General features: G+C 45.6%; 20 protein-coding genes and 1 riboswitch. Of the genes, 19 read left to right on the top strand and 1 reads right to left on the bottom strand.

Annotated features, from left to right (window positions below; all coding sequences use genetic code 11):
* Positions 1–2 precede the first annotated feature (2 nt).
* Entirely contained in the window at positions 3–1,529 is a 1,527-nt protein-coding gene (gene cls, locus NLX67_RS00430) for a cardiolipin synthase (protein WP_254309934.1), read from the bottom strand.
* A gap of 231 nt (positions 1,530–1,760) precedes the next feature.
* On the opposite strand from cls, the gene NLX67_RS00425 reads away from it, so the two are divergent.
* From NLX67_RS00425 to NLX67_RS00335, 19 genes are all read left to right on the top strand, one after another.
* Entirely contained in the window at positions 1,761–4,028 is a 2,268-nt protein-coding gene (locus NLX67_RS00425; protein WP_254310469.1) for a 3-hydroxyacyl-CoA dehydrogenase/enoyl-CoA hydratase family protein, read from the top strand.
* Positions 4,029–4,042: 14 nt separating this feature from the next.
* A complete protein-coding gene (locus NLX67_RS00420; protein WP_046178436.1) occupies positions 4,043–5,221 on the top strand; it encodes an acetyl-CoA C-acetyltransferase in 1,179 nt (392 codons plus the stop codon).
* Between the two features lie 18 nt (positions 5,222–5,239).
* Complete coding sequence (locus tag NLX67_RS00415; protein WP_254309933.1) at positions 5,240–7,006, top strand: acyl-CoA dehydrogenase family protein; 1,767 nt, start codon at positions 5,240–5,242, stop codon at positions 7,004–7,006.
* A 341-nt stretch (positions 7,007–7,347) separates the two neighbouring features.
* A complete protein-coding gene (locus NLX67_RS00410) occupies positions 7,348–7,698 on the top strand; it encodes an arsenate reductase family protein (RefSeq protein WP_254309932.1) in 351 nt (116 codons plus the stop codon).
* Between the two features lie 71 nt (positions 7,699–7,769).
* Positions 7,770–8,153: a glycine cleavage system protein GcvH gene (gene gcvH, locus NLX67_RS00405; RefSeq protein WP_046178439.1), complete on the top strand. Its 384-nt coding sequence runs from the start codon at positions 7,770–7,772 to the stop codon at positions 8,151–8,153.
* Positions 8,154–8,247: 94 nt separating this feature from the next.
* Positions 8,248–8,601, top strand: a complete 354-nt coding sequence (locus tag NLX67_RS00400; protein WP_046178440.1) for a TOPRIM domain-containing protein — start codon at positions 8,248–8,250, stop codon at positions 8,599–8,601.
* Positions 8,602–8,607: 6 nt separating this feature from the next.
* Positions 8,608–8,907 carry a thioredoxin family protein gene (locus NLX67_RS00395; protein ID WP_046178441.1) on the top strand — a complete coding sequence of 100 codons (300 nt, stop codon included), beginning with the start codon at positions 8,608–8,610 and terminating at the stop codon, positions 8,905–8,907.
* An 86-nt stretch (positions 8,908–8,993) separates the two neighbouring features.
* Positions 8,994–9,099: riboswitch (SAM riboswitch) on the top strand.
* Positions 9,100–9,173: 74 nt separating this feature from the next.
* The gene (locus NLX67_RS00390; RefSeq protein WP_254309931.1) at positions 9,174–10,199 is read left to right on the top strand and encodes a methionine ABC transporter ATP-binding protein; all 1,026 of its coding nucleotides are present in this window, start codon (positions 9,174–9,176) and stop codon (positions 10,197–10,199) included.
* A complete protein-coding gene (locus tag NLX67_RS00385) occupies positions 10,192–10,860 on the top strand; it encodes a methionine ABC transporter permease (RefSeq protein WP_254309930.1) in 669 nt (222 codons plus the stop codon). The genes NLX67_RS00390 and NLX67_RS00385 overlap by 8 nt, the downstream gene beginning before the upstream one ends.
* Positions 10,861–10,892: 32 nt before the next feature.
* Positions 10,893–11,741 (top strand): MetQ/NlpA family ABC transporter substrate-binding protein, encoded by an 849-nt coding sequence (locus NLX67_RS00380; protein WP_254309929.1) that lies wholly within the window; start codon positions 10,893–10,895, stop codon positions 11,739–11,741.
* A gap of 261 nt (positions 11,742–12,002) precedes the next feature.
* Entirely contained in the window at positions 12,003–12,179 is a 177-nt protein-coding gene (locus NLX67_RS00375) for a YuzK family famiily protein (RefSeq protein WP_172645528.1), read from the top strand.
* 234 nt (positions 12,180–12,413) lie between these two features.
* On the top strand, positions 12,414–13,190 hold the full coding sequence (gene sufC, locus NLX67_RS00370) for a Fe-S cluster assembly ATPase SufC (RefSeq protein ID WP_046178444.1): 777 nt from the start codon (positions 12,414–12,416) through the stop codon (positions 13,188–13,190).
* Positions 13,191–13,206: 16 nt separating this feature from the next.
* Positions 13,207–14,517, top strand: a complete 1,311-nt coding sequence (gene sufD / locus NLX67_RS00365) for a Fe-S cluster assembly protein SufD (RefSeq protein ID WP_254309928.1) — start codon at positions 13,207–13,209, stop codon at positions 14,515–14,517.
* Complete coding sequence (locus tag NLX67_RS00360) at positions 14,514–15,743, top strand: cysteine desulfurase (RefSeq protein WP_046178446.1); 1,230 nt, start codon at positions 14,514–14,516, stop codon at positions 15,741–15,743. Before sufD ends, NLX67_RS00360 begins: the two co-directional genes overlap by 4 nt.
* Complete coding sequence (gene sufU, locus NLX67_RS00355) at positions 15,733–16,167, top strand: Fe-S cluster assembly sulfur transfer protein SufU (RefSeq protein ID WP_046178447.1); 435 nt, start codon at positions 15,733–15,735, stop codon at positions 16,165–16,167. The genes NLX67_RS00360 and sufU overlap by 11 nt, the downstream gene beginning before the upstream one ends.
* 20 nt (positions 16,168–16,187) lie before the next feature.
* On the top strand, positions 16,188–17,585 hold the full coding sequence (sufB, locus tag NLX67_RS00350) for a Fe-S cluster assembly protein SufB (protein WP_046178448.1): 1,398 nt from the start codon (positions 16,188–16,190) through the stop codon (positions 17,583–17,585).
* A gap of 146 nt (positions 17,586–17,731) precedes the next feature.
* Positions 17,732–18,577: a DUF72 domain-containing protein gene (locus tag NLX67_RS00345; RefSeq protein ID WP_254309927.1), complete on the top strand. Its 846-nt coding sequence runs from the start codon at positions 17,732–17,734 to the stop codon at positions 18,575–18,577.
* A 14-nt stretch (positions 18,578–18,591) separates the two neighbouring features.
* Positions 18,592–19,401, top strand: coding sequence for a sulfite exporter TauE/SafE family protein (locus tag NLX67_RS00340; protein ID WP_254309926.1), 810 nt, complete (start codon positions 18,592–18,594; stop codon positions 19,399–19,401).
* Positions 19,402–19,414: 13 nt separating this feature from the next.
* Positions 19,415–20,773 (top strand): bifunctional metallophosphatase/5'-nucleotidase, encoded by a 1,359-nt coding sequence (locus tag NLX67_RS00335; protein ID WP_046178450.1) that lies wholly within the window; start codon positions 19,415–19,417, stop codon positions 20,771–20,773.
* Positions 20,774–20,797 lie beyond the last annotated feature (24 nt).

Raw genomic sequence — 20,797 nt, 5'->3', positions numbered from 1 at the left:
TTTTATAAAATCGGTGATAATAGGCGGGCGAGTGATTCACCAATTCGCTTTAGAAACGTCCGGTGCTCATAGCGTTCACGGCTGACCGGCACTGAATCGGCAAAATCATGAAGAAAATCAATTTCAATTTTTTCCACAGCGGGTGTCCGGTTATATAAAAATGTCATAAGTTCATGATTCAGGCGAAAACTGCGGACATCGAAGTTTGCGGTGCCGACAATGGCATGCACATTATCGATTAACAATACCTTCGCATGAATAAACGAATCATCACGGTAAGCAAATACTTTTACACCTGCGCTAAGTAAATCTTTAAAATAAGAATTTGTTCCGTAAAACGAGACAGCACGGTCACCTTTACCCGGCACAATCACACGCACGTCTTTTCCACTGCGGGCTGCAACCCGGATGGCGGCGAGTGCTTCATCATCCGGCACAAAATAAGGAGAGGTGATCCAAATCGATTTTTCCGCTGACTGAATCATTTCCATCATCGCATCGCGCACGTCGCGTTCTTCATTATAGGGTCCGCCGTAAACTGTCTGCACCATTTGATCCGCTTCATGCACTTTTGAAGGAAAATACACTTCAAATCGAAATGGCTCTTTTAATTCATCCAACAGCGATGACTTGGCACTCGTCGCATGGATCCAGTCGGTAATAAAGGATTCTTGCAGTTGGCGGACAGCGGGTCCTTCCATCCGGATGTGGGTGTCACGCCACACTTCGAATTGAGGCGTATTACTGCGGTATTCTTCGCCAACATTTAATCCGCCTGTAAAACCGGTGTGTCCGTCGACGATAACCATTTTCCGGTGGTTTCGCAAATTGGCGGTGCGCGTCAGCCAGGGCGACACGATGGAATCAAACGCACGCGCTTCGCCGCCCGCATCTCTGAGCGGTTTTAAAAACGATTTCGGCAGACCGGACGAACCGAGTCCGTCAAACAAAAAGCGTACGTGCACATTTGCCTCTGCCCGTTCAATGAGCGCATCACGTATTTGCATAGAGATTTCATCAGCCCTGAAAATATAATATTGAATATGAATATGGTGTTCAGCGTGGCGAATCGCATCCAACAAGGCGGGGAACGTCTCATCCCCATTTGTTAGTATATCTACTTTATTGCCGGCGAGTGCTTCAAAACCGGTCATATTCCGGATGTTTTTCGCCTCTGGAAGCTGTTCTGAAATGTCCCACTCTTTCCCAAGATGGCGCATCGTTGTAATAAATTTGACCGTTTCTGAAATGACATTCTTCGGGATCATCCGTCTTCTCGGATCACGTCCGAACACCGCGTACACGACAGCACCGGCAAGTGGAAAAGCAAGAACGAGTGCACTCCACGCTATTTTTGAATTCGTGCCCCGTGAATCAAACAGAAGGAGACTCAGCACGACAAACACCGAAATTCCACCAGCTAAATACGTAAACGCAACCGACAATTCGTTCGAATAAAAACGGATTGAAAAATAAACAAGACCAACACATGCAGCTAGGACAACTAATTGCACAATCTTTTCTCTCATGGCTGACACATCCTTTCACAAGGCCTGTCTCCATTGCATGAAGGCAATAAAGAACAAGCAATTCATCAACTTTCCACTAGTTTACCCGAAAATTTCCCTCATGTGACAGTTGAAATTTAAAAAAAGGTAGGGTATAGTGAAAATATAATAAATGAATGAGCATTCATTCAAGAGGGGGACACGAACGTGGTTCAGCACATCCATAAAGCGGCCGTGATCGGATCTGGTGTCATGGGGTCTGGCATTGCAGCGCACCTGGCCAATATAGGCATTCCATCCGTTTTGCTCGATATCGTATCGGATAAAGAAGAAAATCGCAATCATCTTTCTGAAAGCGCTATCCAGAAGTTGTTTAAGCAAAAGCCCGCACCGCTCGCCTCTAAACAAAATGAGGCGCTCATTACGGCAGGCAATCTTGAAGATGATTTGGATAAATTAGCGGAAGCAGACTGGATTATCGAAGTCATAGTTGAACGGCTTGACGTGAAAAAATCGATTTTTGAGCTTGTAGATGCCCACCGTAAAAAAGGCAGCATCGTTTCATCAAACACATCTGGAATCTCAATAAACGCCATGAAAGAAGGACGGAGCGATGACTTTAAAAAACATTTTCTCGGCACCCACTTTTTCAACCCGCCGCGTTATTTGAAACTGCTTGAAGTCATTCCAACAGACGAAACGGACCCAAATGTTACGGCTTACATGAAATCATTTGGTGAAAACGTGCTCGGTAAAGGGGTTGTCCTGGCGAAAGACACACCGAATTTTATTGCCAACCGGATCGGGACATACGGCTTATTGAAAACAATGCATGTGATGAATGAAATGAATTTATCACCGGGTGAAGTGGATTCTGTCACCGGTCCTCTGATTGGGCGGCCGAAAAGTGCCACATTCCGAACGCTGGATGTTGTTGGCTTGGATACATTTATTCACGTGGCGAAAAATGTGTATGACCAGACAACAGGTGCCGAACAAGCTGTTTTTGATGTGCCGGATGTGCTCATTCGCATGCGGGAAAATGGCTGGATCGGGGCAAAAGCCGGGCAGGGATTTTTCAAAAAAGAAGGAAAAGCCATTTTAGAACTGGATTCTCAGACAATGGAATACGGTGAACGCAAGAGAATGAAAGCGGCTTCAATCGAATTAGCAAAGCAGCAAAAAGGAGCATCTAAATGGAAAACACTTGTTTATGCGAAAGACGAAGCGGGACAGTTTCTTTGGAATATGCTTGCGCCAATGCTTCTTTATTCGGCTCAGCTTACTGGTGAAATCGCGGACGACATTGTGTCGATTGACCAAGCAATGAAATGGGGCTTCGGCTGGAACGATGGTCCCTTTGAAATATGGGATAAAATCGGTTTGAAAGAATCCGTTGAGAAAATGGAAGCAGAAGGGCAGACGATTCCGGAATGGGTGAAAGAACTAGACGGTCCTTTTTATCAGAACAGCCAGTATTACGATCCTGCATCGAAATCGTATAAACCGATGCCGCAAGATGAAAAATCGATATATTTGCGAAAAGGAACAACTATCATCAAAGAAAACAGCGGCGCGCGTCTGCACGATATCGGGGACGGGGTGGCACTGCTCCAATTTACTTCGCCAAACAACGCGATCGGCATGGATATTATTCAAATGATCAATGCCTCTATAGACGAAGTGGAGAAAAATTACAAAGCGCTCGTCATTGGCAATCAAGGGAAAAACTTCTGTGTCGGCGCGAATTTAGCGATGATTTTAATGACGGCACAGGATGATGACATGTGGGAAATTGATATGACCGTAAAGCACTTTCAGCAGGCGATGATGAAGATTAAATACAGCTCAAAGCCGGTGGTTGCAGCACCCTTTGGAATGACGCTCGGCGGCGGAACAGAAGTATGCCTGCCGGCCGCACACATTCAAGCAGCGCATGAAACGTATATGGGGCTTGTTGAAGTCGGCGTGGGTCTTATTCCTGGAGGTGGCGGCAACAAGGAGCTTTATATTCGCCATTTAAACCAAATGGCAGAGGGTGTGGACTATGATTTGCAGGCGGTTGCCAATAAAGTATTCGAAACGATTGCGATGGCGAACGTTTCCACATCTGCTGCGGAAGCGCGGGACAATCACTTTTTATATCACTCAGATGGCATTAGCGTCAATCAAGATCACCTTTTATACGACGCTAAAAAAGCCGCTCTTCATTTGGCGGATAGAGGCTATACGGCACCAGCCAGAAAAAAAATACCGGTCACTGGGGAAACCGGTTATGCGACATTGCTCTTAGGTGCCCAGTCGATGCATGCATCCGGTTTTATTTCCGACCATGATTTGACGATTGCCAAAAAACTCGCCTGGGTTATTGCGGGCGGCAACGTACCATTTGGAACGAACGTTGATGAAGAATACTTGTTAGAGCTTGAACGGGAAGCATTTTTGCAGCTTGCCGCAATGCCGAGAACACAGCAGCGCATGCAGCATATGCTCGTTAAAGGAAAACCACTTCGTAATTAAAGGGGAGAAATAAAATGAAAGAAGCGGTTATTGTCTCAGGAGCGCGGACACCGGTCGGCCGGGCCAAAAAAGGAACACTTCGTTATACACGTCCAGACGATCTAGGTGCACTGGTCGTGAAAGAAACGCTCAAGCGGGCAGGAAATTACGATGGAGAAATTGATGATTTGATTATTGGCTGTGCGATGCCGGAAGCGGAGCAGGGATTAAATGTAGCACGGAACATTGGCGCACTCGCCGGGCTGTCACATGATGTGCCGGCTATTACAGTCAACCGCTACTGTTCATCCGGTCTTCAGTCGATCGCGTATGCAGCAGAGCGGATCATGCTCGGTCATGCAAGCACAATCATTGCCGGCGGAACGGAATCGATGAGCTTAGTGCCGATGATGGGCCATGTCGCCCGGCCAAACGTCAAAATCGCAGAAGAAATGCCGGGCTATTACATGTCGATGGGCCATACAGCAGAAGAAGTCGCTAAAAAATACGGCATTTCTCGAGCAGATCAGGATGCTTTTGCCGTCTTGAGCCATGAAAAAGCCGGCCGCGCGATTGCGGAAGGAAAGTTTGTGGATGAAATTGTGCCGGTGGATGTCACGTTCCGTCAAGTGGGCACTGATCATAAAATACATGAAGAACATGTGACGTTTTCGATGGATGAAGGGGTTCGCCACGGAACATCAATGGGAGGACTGGCAAAGCTGCGTCCTGCATTTTCGGTTACAGGATCGGTTACGGCAGGGAATGCATCTCAAACGTCTGACGGAGCAGCAGCAGTCATGGTGATGGAGCGGGAGCAGGCAGAATCACTCGGATTAAAGCCAATCGCCAAGTTTCGCTCATTTGCGGTCGGAGGGGTTCCGCCGGAAATTATGGGCGTTGGGCCGGTTGTCGCCGTGCCAAAAGCGCTCAAGCTTGCCGGTCTTGAGTTGTCGGATATTAATTTGTTTGAGCTGAACGAAGCATTCGCTTCCCAGTCGATTCAAGTCATTCGAGAACTTGGGCTTGATGAAGACAAAGTGAATGTGAATGGCGGCGCAATTGCACTCGGTCATCCGCTCGGCTGCACTGGAACGAAGCTGACGCTCACGCTGTTGCATGAATTAAAGCGCCGTAATCAGCAGTTCGGCGTTGTTACAATGTGTATTGGAGGCGGAATGGGAGCCGCCGGGGTATTTGAACTGATCAACTAATAAAAGGGGGAAATAATCATGGCAGCAAAAGGTGGTTCATTTTTAATAGAAGAAGTCGAAGCAAATGCGATATTTACACCGGAAGATTTTTCAGATGAGCAAAAAATGATTGCAAAAACAACGGAAGAATACGTGATGGGCAGCGTGATGCCGGAAGTACCGTACCTTGAAAAGCATGAATTTGACCGATCGGTGAAATTGTTGCAGGAAGCAGGAGAACTCGGGCTGCTTGCAGCGGATGTACCCGAAGAATATGGCGGGCTCAACCTTGACAAAGTCAGCTCTGCGCTCATTGCGGAAAAGATGGCAGTGGCAGGTGGGTTTTCAATTTCACATGGCGCACACGTCGGGATTGGGTCACTTCCGATTGTGTTATTTGGCAATGAAAAGCAAAAAGAAACATACTTACCGGATCTCGCTGACGGCACCCGCTTTGCGGCCTATGCGTTAACAGAGCCGGGTTCCGGTTCAGATGCACTCGGCGCGAAAACGACCGCACGTTTAAATGAAGCGGGCACGCATTACGTGTTAAATGGTGAAAAACAGTGGATCACTAACTCCGCTTTTGCAGACGTTTTTACCGTTTACGCAAAAATTGATGGCGAGCAGTTTTCTGCATTTATCGTCGAAAAAGGCTATCCAGGCGTATCAACTGGTGCGGAAGAAGAGAAAATGGGCATTAAAAGCTCTTCAACCCGTACATTAATTTTGTCCGATGCCGAAGTACCGGTTGAAAATCTGCTCGGTGAAGCAGGACGGGGGCACGTCATCGCCTTTAATATTTTAAATATCGGCCGCTACAAGCTGGGCGTCGGCACCGTCGGCAGCGCCAAGCGGGCACTCGACATTTCACTTAAATATGCGGCCGAGCGTAAGCAGTTTAAAACATCGATTGCCAATTTTAATTTGATCAAAGAAAAATTCGGCACGATGTCATCTAAACTATACGCGGCGGAAAGTGCCATTTACCGGACTGTCGGCTATTTTGAAGAGCGGATGAGCGCGCTGTCTGAAGAGGAACAAAAAGATGGCAAAGCCATTGCGGCGTCCATTGCCGAGTATGCAATTGAATGCTCGCTAGGCAAGTTTTTTGGCTCGGAAGTACTCGATTACATTGTCGATGAAGGCGTCCAAATTCATGGAGGCTACGGCTTCATGGAAGAGTATGAAATCGCCCGTATGTACCGCGATTCCCGCATTAACCGGATTTTCGAAGGAACAAATGAAATTAACCGGCTGCTCGTACCGGGCACATTTGTGAAAAAGGCATTTAAAGGTGAACTACAGTTATTTGAAAAAGCAAAAGAACTGCAGGGCGAGCTCATGACGCTTATGCCGGAAGAACCCGGCGGAGAGCTGCTGGCACAGGAAAAAATGCTCGTGAAAAACGCGAAAAAAATTGCGCTTCTCGCCGCTGGGCTTGCGGTGCAGAAATACGGCAAAGGGTTAGAAGCAGAACAGGAAGTACTTGCCAACATCGCTGATCTCGTTAACCTCGTCTATGCGATGGAATCAGCGGTGCTGCGAACAGAAAAAGCTATCGCGGTGTCCGGCGAAGAGAAAAACAAACAAAAAGTACTGTACACACAAATTTTCTGCCAGGAAGCATTCAACGAAATCGAAGTGCATGCGAAAGAAACGCTCGTTGCCATTGAATCCGGTGACAGTCTGCGCATGATGATGTCTGTACTGCGAAAGCTCGGCCGCCATACGCCGATCAACGTTATCGCGAAAAAACGTGAAGCAGCGGATCGTCTAAATGAATCATTGAAATACGTCGTTTAACGAGCGGGCGAGGCTGTCCCATAAATCAGATACATCTGGTTTTTGGGGACAGCTTTTTATTATTCACTCTTTCTCGTTAACGCCGGAATAGAAGGGTTAACGCCGGAATAAGAAGAATAAAGCCGGAATACTAGGCGTTAACGCCGGAAAATTGGTTTTTTCGGCGTTAGTACCTATCTTTTCGGCGCAATCAGAACTATATCGGCGTTCACTCATACTAGGCCAGCATACCGAATGGATAATAAACTTTTGGGACATCCCCGTTTTGAGCGTGAGCAAATCGTATTTAAAAAAGGATTTTTTGCAATCATGTCGAAATGGATGTCATGAGGTGAGAAATAATGAAATTTTACTGGTATCCGAAATGCGGGACGTGCCGTAATGCTAAAAAGTGGCTGGATGAGCATAATGTATCGTATGAAGCCATTCATATTGTAGAGGCACCGCCATCAAAAGCGGAACTAAAGGAAGCATATGAAAAAAGTGGACTTCCGCTGAAAAAGTTTTTTAACACAAGCGGACAGAAATACCGTGAGCTTGGATTGAAAGATAAAGTAGCAACAGCTTCAGACGATGAGCTGCTCGACATTCTTTCCACGGATGGAATGCTGATCAAGCGGCCGCTTGCAATTGAAGGCGAAACGGTGACCGTCGGCTTTAAAGAAGAAGATTATAAGCAAAAGTGGCAGTGATTTTCTTGCTTTCCGCTCAAATAATCAGTAAAGTGTAAAGTGTAATTATTCTAATCTGGAGGTACATACACATGAACTTGCCTAAAGAGCTGCGTTATTCTGAAGAACATGAATGGGTAAAACAAGAAGACGGGAAAGTGCGCATCGGCATTACGGATTTTGCCCAATCGGAACTCGGCGATATCGTATTTGTTGAGCTTCCATCTGTCGGTGACACATTAACAGCAGACGAGCCATTCGGCAGCGTTGAATCGGTTAAAACTGTTTCTGAATTGTATGCACCTGTCAGCGGCACGGTTGTTGAAATTAACGAAGAGTTAGATGACAGCCCTGAATTCGTCAACGAATCACCATATGAAAAAGCATGGATGGTCGTTGTAGAGCCGTCTGATGCTGCGCAAATTGATGGATTAATGACAGCAGAGCAATATGAAGAAATGACAAAAGAAGATTAAAACCGGGACCGGCACTTTGCCGGTCTTTTTACTTTGCATTTTTTGTGAAAACACGTAACAATAGAGATTATAACGTGCAGCGAGGTGATTGGTGATGATGGTGGAAAAAACAATTATCGTCGAAGGGTCATCTGATCGAAAACGGGTGGCTGAAATTGTCAAAGAGCCAGTGGACATCATTTGTACGAATGGCACGATTGGCGTCTCGCGCCTTGATGAACTGGTGGATGAATTGTTTGAGCGCGACGTTTACATCTTGGTTGATGCCGATTCGTCAGGTGAAAAACTGCGCCGCCAGTTTAAGCGCGAACTTCCTCACGCCCGTCATCTCTATATCGACCGAGGCTATAAAGAAGTTGCTTCGGCACCGCATCGTTACTTGGCTTCTATTTTAATGAGTGCCAACATCGATGTGCGCGGTGAGTTTTTGCAGAAAGAAGGGATTTAGCAGTAAATGGAAACGATTAAATCGATACAAGCGTTTATTACAAAACCGAAAGCCGCTCTTTATTTGTATACGCCCATGTGCGGCACGTGCCAGGTGGCGGGGAAAATGCTTGATGTGGTGGAAGCGATGAATGTAAATGTTCCGCTCGAACGCATCAATTTAAATTATCAAGAAGGTTTGGCACGGCAATTTGAAGTTGAAAGCGTACCATGTTTACTTTTACTCGAAAAAGGGAAGCTTAAAAAGAAAATTTACGCTTTTCAGTCAGTTCCTTATATATATGAAGAAATACGTTCGCTTTTATAGATCCGTCGAATTTTGTCGGAATTTAAAATTGGGTTGTTGACACAATCATTGTGACGGTGGTAAAATCCAATTCATAATTAAAGAGACTCTTATCAAGAGCGGCAGAGGGAATGTGCCCGATGAAGCCCGGCAACCGTCTTTTAAAGAAAAGGTGCCAAATCACACGAAGCAGTATGCTTCGGAAGATGAGAGAAAGGAAATTTAAACACAAAGCCTTTCTGTCATTATGGGCAGACAGGCTTTTTTTGTGGAAAGGAAGTGATCCCGTGATATTTATTGAGCAAGCAAAAAAGATCTTTCAAACGAAAAATGGTCCTGTGAAGGCTGTTGACAACATAAATCTTTCCGTTCAGGAAGGTGAAATTTTCGGCATGATCGGCTACAGCGGCGCTGGGAAAAGTACACTCATCCGTATGCTGAATGGACTTGAAACCCCAACAGAAGGGTCTGTAACCGTAGCAGGGCGGACAATCTCTACGATTAAAGGATCGGAACTTCGAAAAGCGCGGCAGGAAATCGGCATGATTTTTCAGCACTTTAACTTGCTTTGGTCACGCACAATACGTGAAAATATCGCATTTCCGCTTGAGATTGCCGGCGTGGCAAAAGCAGAACGGAACAAGCGCGTTGACGAATTGATAGACCTCGTAGGTTTGGATGGACGGGGTGATTCCTATCCGGCGCAGCTTTCAGGCGGTCAAAAGCAGCGTGTCGGCATTGCCCGCGCGCTCGCGAACAACCCGAAAGTGCTTCTTTGCGATGAAGCAACGTCCGCCCTTGACCCGCAGACGACGGATTCCATTTTAGAGCTTCTCGTTGATATCAACCAACGTCTTGGCTTAACAATTGTATTGATTACACACGAAATGCACGTAATCCGAAAAATTTGCCACCGGGTTGCGGTCATGGAAGAAGGCAAAATTGTCGAGCTCGGCCCGGTTCTCGATGTGTTCCGCCGGCCGGAGCAGCCGATCACAAAGCGGTTTGTTCAACAGGTGACCGAACCGGAAGAATCAAAAGAAACGATTCAGCATTTGCTGGCGGAGCATCCGAACGGAAAAATTGTTAAATTAACATTTGTCGGGGTGTCAGCCGAGCAGCCGGTTGTGACCGAACTGATCCGGTCGTTTAACGTCGGTGTAAACATTTTGCAGGGGAAAATTTCACAAACGCAAAACGGTGCATACGGTACATTATTTGTTCAAGTAACGGGCGATCAAACTGAAGTTGCTAAAGCAGTAGCGTTTTTAGATGCCCAGCAAGTCGATTCGGAGGTGATTACATATGACTGAGCAGTGGTTTCCGAATGTCGACTGGGAGAAAATGTGGGAAGCAACGTATGAAACGCTCTATATGACGAGCATTTCAGTTGTCATTACGTTTATTCTCGGCATGCTTCTTGGCCTCTTATTGTTTTTAACATCAAAAGGGCAGCTATGGGAAAACAAAGCGGTTTACAGCGTGACAGCAGTCATTGTGAACGTTTTCCGCTCGATTCCATTTATTATTTTAATCGTCCTGCTGATTCCATTTACAAAAGCGATTTTGGATACGATCATTGGCGAAAACGCAGCGTTGCCTGCGCTTATCATTGGAGCAGCACCGTTTTACGCGCGGATGGTGGAAATTGCGCTGCGTGAGATTGATAAAGGCGTTATTGAAGCAGCACGGGCAATGGGAGCGTCCACATGGACAATCATCCGAAAAGTCCTTATACCGGAGTCACTGCCGGCCCTCGTTTCCGGGTTGACCGTGACAGCCATTGCTCTTGTTGGATACACGGCGATGGCCGGTGTGATCGGTGCAGGCGGTCTTGGGAATCTTGCCTTTTTAGACGGTTTCCAGCGCAGCCGCAATGATGTAACCATCATGGCTACCATTGTGATTTTAGTAATCGTGTTTATTATTCAGTTTATCGGCGATACGGCAGTCCGTAAGCTTGATAAACGTTAATAAAATAAATTCATTTTTAGGAGGAATTCAGTATGAAAAAATGGCTTTTAGGCTTTTTAACAGCCGCCATTGTGCTTATTCTCGCGGCGTGCGGCGGCGGGGATGAAGCGTCAGATACAGGGTCAAATTCAGGTTCTTCAGAAGAAGACAAAACAATCGTTGTCGGGGCGTCCAATACACCGCATGCCGTGATTTTAGAAGAAGCAAAACCGCTTTTGGAAGAAAAGGGCTATGAGTTGCAAATCGAAACGTTCCAGGACTACGTTTTGCCAAACACAGCGCTTGAAGAAGAAGATTTGGATGCAAACTATTTCCAGCATCTTCCGTACCTTGAACTTCAGGAAAAAGAGCAAGGGTATGACTTTGAAAGTGCCGGTGCAATTCATATTGAGCCAATGGCTGTTTATTCAAAAAAATACAAAAGCTTGGATGAACTTCCTGACGGCGCAACGATTATTTTAAGCAACTCGGTTGCAGAGCATGGCCGTATCTTGATGATTTTAGAAGCGGAAGGCTTAATTAAAATTAAAGATGGCATTGATAAAACACAAGCTGCTCTTGACGATATTGCCGAAAATCCAAAAAACATCAAGTTTGACTATGATTACGAGCCGGCACTATTGACGCAAATTTATAATAATGATGAAGGCGATGCAGTCGTGATCAACTCGAACTATGCGATTGACGCCGGTATCAGCCCGACGGAAGATTCCATCGCGCTTGAAGGTACAGATTCACCATACGCAAACTTAATTGTAACGCGTGCAGGCGATGAAGATTCCGAAAAAATAAAGGCACTGGTTGAAGTGCTAAAATCAAAAGAAATTCAAGACTTTATTACAGAAGAATGGAACGGAGCAGTTGTTCCTGTAACAGAATAAATATACAAAGTGCCCGGTACTTTACCGGGCGTTTTCTTTTTATGCATTTTTCGGATAATTGCGAATTTAAGAGGATAAGGTTTATATTCTGAGATACGGGTATTATATGAGAGTATACCAGAGCTCACGCCATGTGAGCGGGAGAGAGGATGCCAGACAGCCTTTGCATCTCCCGGCTGAACCTTGTTATGATTATAGCGGAAGTTCCAGTTTCCAAAAAAAAACGAAAAGGATTGATTCCCCATTAGTAACTCACTTAATATGAAGCACACAGAAGGTATGGAAAAAGCGATGCACGCCAATTATGGTGTCGGCTATGCAGAGTACAGCCAGAAGCATGAAGTGAGAATGGAAGTTGAGCAGCGGCGCGAAGAGGACTATCAAAAGTCAATGCGCATGGTTGCTGATATGAACCGTAATTTTACGAACCACCTTTAATAATTGAAGAACAAATGCGTTGCAACATCATGCCGCAGCGCATTTGTGATCCACATCCTGTGGACCCGAGAAAAACCGGCCGAAAAGCTGGTTTTTCTTTGTTTATTTGAGAATACTTAATATAACTGATTTCCATGGTTGAATATAAATTCTATTTGTTATAAGATTGTAATGAGAATAAACTGAGAATAGACATAATCGGTCGTCTCAACCGATGAATACGGAGGGTAAAACATGCCACAATCAACGTTAACAGTCAAAGATCTTCACGTCTCAATCGACGGGAAAGAAATTTTAAAAGGGGTCAACCTTGAAATTAAAGGCGGCGAGTTCCATGCGATCATGGGCCCGAACGGAACAGGTAAATCAACCCTTTCTGCCGCGATTATGGGTCACCCTAAATATGAAGTTACACAAGGAACAATCACGCTTGATGGTGAAGACGTTCTTGGTATGGAAGTAGATGAACGCGCACGTGCCGGTCTTTTCCTTGCGATGCAATACCCAAGTGAAATTACAGGCGTAACAAACGCCGAGTTCCTTCGTTCCGCTGTGAATGCCCGCCGCGAAGAAGGTGATGAAATTTCATTGATGAAATTTATCCGCCAGATGGACGGAAATATGGACCTTCTTGAGATGGATCAAGATATGTCACAGCGTTACTTAAATGAAGGTTTCTCTGGCGGTGAGAAAAAGCGCAATGAAATTCTTCAATTGATGACGATTGAACCAAAAATCGCCATTCTTGATGAAATTGACTCCGGTCTTGATATTGATGCATTGAAAGTCGTATCAAAAGGCATCAACAAAATGCGCGGAGAAGATTTCGGCTGCCTGATGATTACACATTACCAGCGTCTCTTGAACTACATCACGCCTGACTATGTTCATGTTATGATGCAGGGCAAAATTGTTAAATCCGGTGGTGCAGAACTTGCAGAGCGCCTTGAAGCAGAAGGCTACGACTGGATTAAGCAGGAACTTGGCATCGAAGACGAAACGGTACAGTAATCGAGGAGGAGCAAATATGACTGAAACACTATGGACAGTTGACGAATCAGGAATCCGTGATTTTTCAGCTGCAAACAACGAACCTGAATGGCTGTTAAACGTGCGTCTTGATGCGTTTAAGAAAGCAGAAGACCTGCCTCTTCCGAAGCCAGACAAAACAAAAATTGATAAATGGAACTTTACGGAGTTCGGTACACATGCCGTCAAAAGCGCACCGTTTAACTCGTTTTCAGAGCTTCCAGAAGCAGCACAGGCTGTTGTAGGGCAAGAAAACGCGATGCAAAACGTATATGTGCAGCGCAACGGTGTACCATCCATTTTAAATATTTCAAATGAACTAAAAGAAGCAGGTGTTATTTTCACTGATTTTGCAACTGCTGCAAAAGAACACAGCGATCTTCTTCAAAAATATTTCATGACACAGGTAGTCAAAGCGGATGAGCATAAATTAACAGCTCTTCACGCAGCACTTGTAAATGGGGGCGTGTTTTTATACGTACCTAAAAATGTGGAAATTAAAGAACCGGTTCAGGCTGTGTTCATTCATGACAATCAAGATGCGGCGATTTTTAACCACGTCATTGTAGTGACTGAGGCGAACAGCTCAGTCACATATGTAGAAAATTACATTTCGACAGTGGAAACAAAGCAAGGTGTTGCGAACATCGTAACAGAAGTCATCGCTGGTAATAACTCACAAGTGTCGTATGGAGCGGTTGATACACTTACAGAAAACGTCACAACTTATGTAAATCGCCGTGGTGTTACGGCGCCGAACGCACGAATCGAATGGTCGCTGGGCATTATGAATGATGGCAATACGATTTCGGAAAACGTTACGAATCTGATTGGCGATGGTTCGTTTGCAGACACGAAAATGGTGGTTGTTGGACGAGGCAGCCAGTCGATGAACTTCACAACGAAAGTCGTTCATTTCGGCAAGCATACAGAAGGCTACATTTTAAAGCATGGTGTAATGAAAGACGCAGCAAAAGCGATCTTTAATGGCATCGGTAAAATCGAACATGGTGCGGCTAAATCAAATGCCGTGCAAGAATCACGCATTTTAATGCTCAGCGAAAAAGCGCGTGGTGATGCGAATCCGATTCTGTTAATTGATGAAGATGACGTTACAGCCGGACACGCAGCATCTGTCGGCCGTGTTGATCCGCTTCAGCTTTATTACCTGATGAGCCGCGGTATTGAGAAGCGGGAAGCAGAACGTCTTGTTATTCATGGTTTCTTGGCACCAGTTGTGAATAAACTTCCAATTAAGAACGTGAAAAAACAGCTAAAAGGTGTCATTGAAAGGAAAGTCCGCCAATGAACGCAGCAGAATTGAGAAAGCATTTTCCGATTCTTGATCAAGAAGTGAACGGCTATCCACTCGTTTATCTTGACAGCGCGGCAACATCCCAAAAGCCGGTTCAAGTCATTGAAGCAGTGAATGACTATTACCGTCATTCCAATTCAAATGTCCATAGAGGTGTTCACACGCTTGGCAACCGCGCAACCGACTTATATGAAGGTGCCCGTGATAAAGTGCGCAAATTCATTAACGCGGCTTCAACAAAAGAAATTGTTTTTCTTCGCGGGACGACTACAGCGTTAAATCTTGTTGCCCAAAGCTACGGCCGGGCTAATGTTAAAGAAGGCGACGAAATTGTCATCACGACAATGGAGCACCATTCGAATATTATTCCGTGGCAGCAGCTGGCAAAGGTCACAGGCGCCACTTTAAAATACATTCCTTTACAGGAAGACGGCACAATTTCATTAGAGGATGTACGTAATACCATTACGCCGAACACAAAAATTGTTTCAGTAATGATGGTATCGAATGTGCTTGGAACGATCAATCCGATTGAAGAGATTACAAAAATTGCGCATGAAAATGGTGCTGTCATGGTCGTTGACGGGGCCCAGGCCGCTCCGCATTTAGCGATTGATGTACAAAAGCTAAACTGCGACTTCTTCGCTTTTTCGGGGCACAAAATGTGTGGACCGACTGGAATCGGAGCATTGTACGGGAGACAGGCTCTTCTAGAGGAAATGGAGCCGATTGAGTTTGGCGGCGAAATGATTGACTTTGTTGGTTTATATGAATCAACGTGGAAAGAGCTCCCATGGAAGTTTGAAGGCGGCACCCCTATTATTGCCGGTGCGGTAGGTTTAGGCGCGGCGATTGATTTTCTAAGCGAAATCGGTCTTGATAATATTGAACAGCACGAACATAAGCTGGCTTCTTACGCTATGGATACCCTGTCTGATATTCCAGGTATTGTCATATTCGGCCCGCAAAGAGGAAAAGAACGGGCAAGTGTGGTAACATTCAACTTAGATGATGTTCATCCACATGACGTAGCAACTGTTCTGGATGCAGAAGGAATCGCTGTCCGTGCCGGCCACCACTGTGCACAGCCATTAATGAAATGGTGCCAGGTGTCGGCAACAGCACGTGCAAGCTTTTATTTATATAACACGGAAGAAGATATCGACAGACTTGCCGCCAGCTTGTTAAAAACGAAGGAGTATTTCTCAGATGTCTTTTAATAATTTAGATCAGTTGTATCGCCAGGTGATTATGGATCATTACAAAAAACCGCGCAATAAAGGGGCCATTGAGGACGGCAGCGTAACCGTCGATATGAATAACCCGACGTGCGGCGACCGTATCCACTTGACGATGAATGTAGAAGATGGGATTGTCACTGATGCAAAATTTGATGGAGAAGGCTGTTCTATTTCGATGTCATCCGCTTCAATGATGACCCAGGCGATCAAAGGAAAAGATATTGATCACGCTCTAAAGCTGTCCAGTGTCTTTTCTGATATGATGCTTGGTAACGACTATCCAGATGACTTAGACCTTGGCGATATTGAAGCGCTGCAGGGCGTTGCAAAATTTCCGGCTCGCATTAAATGTGCAACATTGTCATGGAAAGCGATGGAAAAAGGACTGCAGAACGAGAAATAAACTAACAGGAGGAATGCAACATGGCAAAAAAAGCCCCTGAAATTGGCGATTACAAATATGGCTTTCATGACCGCGATGTATCGATTTTTCGTTCAGAACGCGGGTTAACGCCTGAAATCGTTAAAGAAATTTCAAAACTGAAAGAAGAACCACAATGGATGCTCGACTTCCGCTTGAAATCATTGGATCATTTTTATAAAATGCCGATGCCGCAATGGGGAGGCGATATGTCTTCTTTAAACTTCGATGAAATTACGTATTACGTAAAGCCATCTGAAAAATCAGAGCGGTCATGGGATGAAGTGCCGGAAGAAATCAAGCAGACGTTTGACAAGCTAGGCATTCCGGAAGCAGAACAAAAATATTTGGCAGGTGTTTCCGCTCAGTACGAATCGGAAGTTGTGTACCACAACATGAAAGAAGAGTTGGAAGACCAAGGAATTGTCTTTAAAGACACAGGTTCTGCTTTAAAAGAAAATGAAGATATTTTCCGCAAATACTGGGCAACGATCATTCCACCGACAGACAATAAATTTGCTGCGTTGAATTCAGCTGTTTGGTCCGGCGGCTCGTTCATTTATGTACCGCCTGGCATCAAAGTGGATACACCGCTTCAAGCATATTTCCGCATTAACTCGGAAAACATGGGTCAGTTCGAACGGACACTGATCATCGTTGATAAAGGAGCAAGCGTGCATTACGTTGAAGGGTGTACAGCGCCGGTTTATACGACGAACTCGCTTCACTCGGCAGTCGTTGAAATTGCCATTGAAGAAGGCGGATACTGCCGCTATACAACGATTCAAAACTGGGCGAATAACGTGTTCAACCTTGTAACGAAACGTGCAGTTTGTGAAGCAAACGCAACGATGGAATGGATTGATGGCAATATTGGTTCAAAATTAACGATGAAATATCCAGCTGTTATTTTGAAAGGCGAAGGTGCACGCGGCCTCACACTTTCCATTGCGCTTGCCGGTAAAGGACAGCATCAGGATGCCGGTGCAAAAATGATTCACCTTGCACCAAATACTTCATCAACGATCGTATCAAAATCAATCTCGAAACAGGGTGGAAAAGTAACCTACCGCGGCCAGGTCCATTTCGGACGTAAAGCAACCGGTGCCCGCTCAAACATCGAGTGCGACACGTTGATTATGGATAACAAATCAACATCTGATACAATTCCATACAATGAAATCTTAAACGATAACATTTCCCTTGAGCACGAAGCAAAAGTGTCGAAAGTATCCGAAGAGCAATTATTTTACTTGATGAGCCGTGGTCTTTCTCAAGAAGAAGCAACGGAAATGATCGTTATGGGCTTCATCGAGCCATTTACAAAAGAATTGCCGATGGAATACGCGGTTGAAATGAACCGTCTCATCAAATTTGAGATGGAAGGCAGTATTGGTTAAGAAATATATCAAAGCCTGCAGGGACCAGCCCTGCAGGCTTTTTTTATCATGAGCAGACTTTCCATCAAAACAAACACATCGGCAAGGTGTCAAAGATTCACACAGTCTAAATAAATATGCTACACTCGTATTACGAGGTGATTCGGATGATTTATACAGGTGTAACTGGGTGGGGAGACCACGATACGCTGTATACGCAGGGAGTGGCTTCCCGTGATAAATTAACGGAATATGCAGCGCATTTTCCAACCGTGGAAGTGGACTCAAGTTTTTATGCGGTGCAGCCTGAGCGGAATATGCGCAAATGGACAGATGAGACGCCAGATGGGTTTCGCTTTGTTGTTAAAGCGTATCAGGGAATGACAGGACATGAACGCGGCGAGATTCCTTTTGAGTCGAAAGAAGAGATGTTTCAAGCGTTTAACTTATCGCTGACGCCCATGGTAGAAGCCGGGAAGCTTGCGATGGTCCTGTTCCAGTTTCCACCGTGGTTTGACTGCACGCGTGAAAATGTAACGTATATTCGATATTGCAGGGAAAACATGGGGCCGGTTCCGCTGGCAATTGAATTTCGTAACCAAACATGGTATAAAGCGAAATTTTTTGATAAAACGATTTCGTTTTTAGAACAGGAAAATTGGATTCACACTGTATGTGATGAACCGCAGGCGGGGGACGGATCGATTCCGATTGTTCTTCAAGCAACAAATAAGGAAAAAACATTAATCCGCCTGCACGGGCGCAACCGGGCAGGCTGGCGGAAAAATGGCCAGAAAAATTGGCGTGAAGTTCGTTACTTGTACCGATACAATGAACATGAGCTGCGTCAATGGGTTGATTTTACAAATGAAATCCATAAGCAGTCAAAAGACGTATATATACTATTTAATAACAATTCCGGTGGCGACGCGGCAGATAATGCGAAGCAATATTTGGATTTGGCTGGAGTTCAGTATGAAAATTTGGCTTCGCGCCAGCTTGATTTATTTTAGGAGGCTTTGTCACGATGGAATGGGTTATGCTGCTTGGCATCGGTCTTTTGGCGGCGGCAATCGGCGCACTTGTCGGCCTTGGAGGCGGTATTATTATCGTGCCGGCATTGCTTTTTTTAGGCGGCACGGTACTGCTTAATCCTGTTTCTCCGCAAGTCGCGGTCGGTACATCCTCGGTCATTTTGATTGTGACCGGCTTGTCGTCGACGCTTGCATATATGAAGCAAAAAAAGGTCGACTATAAACTAGGTTTTATTTTGTTTATCGGCAGCGCGCCCGGCAGCATTCTGGGCGCTTGGGCAAATAAAGGACTGAGTATCGATCAGTTCAGTTTGTATTTTGGGTTGTTTATGGTGTTTATGTCGTTTGTCTTAATGCTGAAAAACCGAGCGAAGCCGGTGTTCGGATCACGTGGCATTACACGGACGTTTACGGACAATGAAGGTGCGCATACATATTCAATCGAACCGATTACGGGCACGATCGCTTCCTTCATTGTCGGATTTTTCGGGGGACTGTTCGGTATTGGCGGCGGCTCGCTGATGGTGCCGGCCATGATTATGCTGTTTGCTGTTCCGCCCCACGTTGCAGTCGCAACGTCGATGCTGCTTATTTTTTTATCAGCCTGTGTGTCAAGTGTGACGCATGTAGCACTTGGAAATGTGGACTGGATTTATGCGGCTGCGCTCGTGCCGGGCGCCTGGTTCGGGGCAAAGCTCGGCGCGTGGCTGAATGCACAGATCGCTTCAAAAACGGTTGTGCTGCTGCTCCGTCTCGTTTTGATTTTGGTCGGTGTCCGCCTAATATGGCAGGGCATTCATTAAAGGTGGAGTGAACATGAAAAAAACGATACATATTTATCATACAAATGATTTGCACAGCCATTTTGAAAATTGGCCAAGAATTGCACATTTTTTAAAAGAGCGCCGTAGTCTCCATGAAGAAGCGGGAGAATACTCGTTTGCTTTTGATATTGGGGATCACGTGGACCGGGCTCATCCTCTTACCGAAGGAACACTCGGCTCTTTTAATATCGAACTGCTGAACGAATCTCGCTTTGACGCAGTCGCGATCGGAAACAATGAAGGGATCACCATGCCGAAAGAAGCGCTAAACCGGCTGTATGACCATGCCTCGTTTCCGGTTATTTGCGCTAATTTGTTTGAAAAAAACGGTGAAACCCGTCCGGACTGGGTTGTGCCGCATGCTTTTTTTCAAGCGGGCGGCACAACGATTGCTGTCACGTCCGCAACGGCCCAGTATACTGCTTTTTACGAGCTGCTGGACTGGAGTGTGACGCTTCCGGTAGACGAGCTGAAAAAGCAAATTTCCATGCTGAAAAAACGGGCAGATATTGTCATCGTGCTATCGCATCTTGGCATGTACGATGACGAAAAGCTTGCCGAAGAAACAGAAGCGGATGTAATCCTCGGCGGACATACCCACCACGTTTTTCATGAAGGGAAAATGGTCAATGGAACGCTGCTGGCAGCCGCGGGAAAATATGGCTACTTTGCCGGCCATGTGGAAATTGATCTCGATGCAGATAGTGATCAAATTGTGGCGAAGCGGGCGCGTGTATTTGAAACGAACCGGTCGTTGAAGGCGCCTCTTGATGAGCAGGAGCAAAAAGCGATGTTTGAGAGTCAAGGTAAAAAAGTGCTGTCAATTCCAGTTGTGCAGCTTGAAAGGGAGCTTTCAAGCGACTGGTTTGAGTCATCGCCACTGCCCCAAATGCTGACAGAAGCGCTGACTGAATGGTGCCAGGCGGACTGTTCGTTTCTTAACGCAGGTGTTGTGCTTGGAGATTTGCCGGCAGGAGAGGTGACGAAGTATGATCTTCATAAACTGCTCCCTCACCCTATTAATCCTTGCTTAATTGAATTAACGGGTGCTGAGCTTTCGGAAGTGCTGCGCCAGACACGTGATGAAAAATGGCCACATCTGCAAATTAAAGGGCTTGGTTTCCGTGGCAGTGTCATGGGGCAGTTTGTATATGACCGAATTGAAATGGAAGGACCACGATTTTTCATTAATGGGCAGCCAATTGATATGAAACAAACATATAAGCTTGCTACTCTTGATATGTTCACGTATGGTCATTATTTTGTGGAGCTTCATAGGGCACCTAGGAAAACATATTTTATGCCGGAGTTTTTACGGGACATATTAGAATGGAAATTGTTGAAGTTATGATGCCTCTTCCCGCATACAATGCGG

The organism is Domibacillus sp. A3M-37 (assembly GCF_024213455.1).
Taxonomy (GTDB): domain Bacteria; phylum Bacillota; class Bacilli; order Bacillales; family Domibacillaceae; genus Domibacillus; species Domibacillus tundrae.
Note: the sequence above shows the minus strand (reverse complement) of the source record. Positions and strands in the feature narration are given on the sequence as shown.

What these genes read in the sequence shown, in the direction of transcription:
- cls (WP_254309934.1), bottom strand. Translation starts at nt 1,529, where the DNA reads ATGAGAGAAAAGATTGTGCAATTAGTTGTCCTAGCTGCATGTGTTGGT.
- NLX67_RS00425 (WP_254310469.1), top strand. Translation starts at nt 1,761, where the DNA reads ATGGGGTCTGGCATTGCAGCGCACCTGGCCAATATAGGCATTCCATCC.
- NLX67_RS00420 (WP_046178436.1), top strand. Translation starts at nt 4,043, where the DNA reads ATGAAAGAAGCGGTTATTGTCTCAGGAGCGCGGACACCGGTCGGCCGG.
- NLX67_RS00415 (WP_254309933.1), top strand. Translation starts at nt 5,240, where the DNA reads ATGGCAGCAAAAGGTGGTTCATTTTTAATAGAAGAAGTCGAAGCAAAT.
- NLX67_RS00410 (WP_254309932.1), top strand. Translation starts at nt 7,348, where the DNA reads ATGAAATTTTACTGGTATCCGAAATGCGGGACGTGCCGTAATGCTAAA.
- gcvH (WP_046178439.1), top strand. Translation starts at nt 7,770, where the DNA reads ATGAACTTGCCTAAAGAGCTGCGTTATTCTGAAGAACATGAATGGGTA.
- NLX67_RS00400 (WP_046178440.1), top strand. Translation starts at nt 8,248, where the DNA reads ATGATGGTGGAAAAAACAATTATCGTCGAAGGGTCATCTGATCGAAAA.
- NLX67_RS00395 (WP_046178441.1), top strand. Translation starts at nt 8,608, where the DNA reads ATGGAAACGATTAAATCGATACAAGCGTTTATTACAAAACCGAAAGCC.
- NLX67_RS00385 (WP_254309930.1), top strand. Translation starts at nt 10,192, where the DNA reads ATGACTGAGCAGTGGTTTCCGAATGTCGACTGGGAGAAAATGTGGGAA.
- NLX67_RS00380 (WP_254309929.1), top strand. Translation starts at nt 10,893, where the DNA reads ATGAAAAAATGGCTTTTAGGCTTTTTAACAGCCGCCATTGTGCTTATT.
- NLX67_RS00375 (WP_172645528.1), top strand. Translation starts at nt 12,003, where the DNA reads ATGAAGCACACAGAAGGTATGGAAAAAGCGATGCACGCCAATTATGGT.
- sufC (WP_046178444.1), top strand. Translation starts at nt 12,414, where the DNA reads ATGCCACAATCAACGTTAACAGTCAAAGATCTTCACGTCTCAATCGAC.
- sufD (WP_254309928.1), top strand. Translation starts at nt 13,207, where the DNA reads ATGACTGAAACACTATGGACAGTTGACGAATCAGGAATCCGTGATTTT.
- NLX67_RS00360 (WP_046178446.1), top strand. Translation starts at nt 14,514, where the DNA reads ATGAACGCAGCAGAATTGAGAAAGCATTTTCCGATTCTTGATCAAGAA.
- sufU (WP_046178447.1), top strand. Translation starts at nt 15,733, where the DNA reads ATGTCTTTTAATAATTTAGATCAGTTGTATCGCCAGGTGATTATGGAT.
- sufB (WP_046178448.1), top strand. Translation starts at nt 16,188, where the DNA reads ATGGCAAAAAAAGCCCCTGAAATTGGCGATTACAAATATGGCTTTCAT.
- NLX67_RS00345 (WP_254309927.1), top strand. Translation starts at nt 17,732, where the DNA reads ATGATTTATACAGGTGTAACTGGGTGGGGAGACCACGATACGCTGTAT.
- NLX67_RS00340 (WP_254309926.1), top strand. Translation starts at nt 18,592, where the DNA reads ATGGAATGGGTTATGCTGCTTGGCATCGGTCTTTTGGCGGCGGCAATC.
- NLX67_RS00335 (WP_046178450.1), top strand. Translation starts at nt 19,415, where the DNA reads ATGAAAAAAACGATACATATTTATCATACAAATGATTTGCACAGCCAT.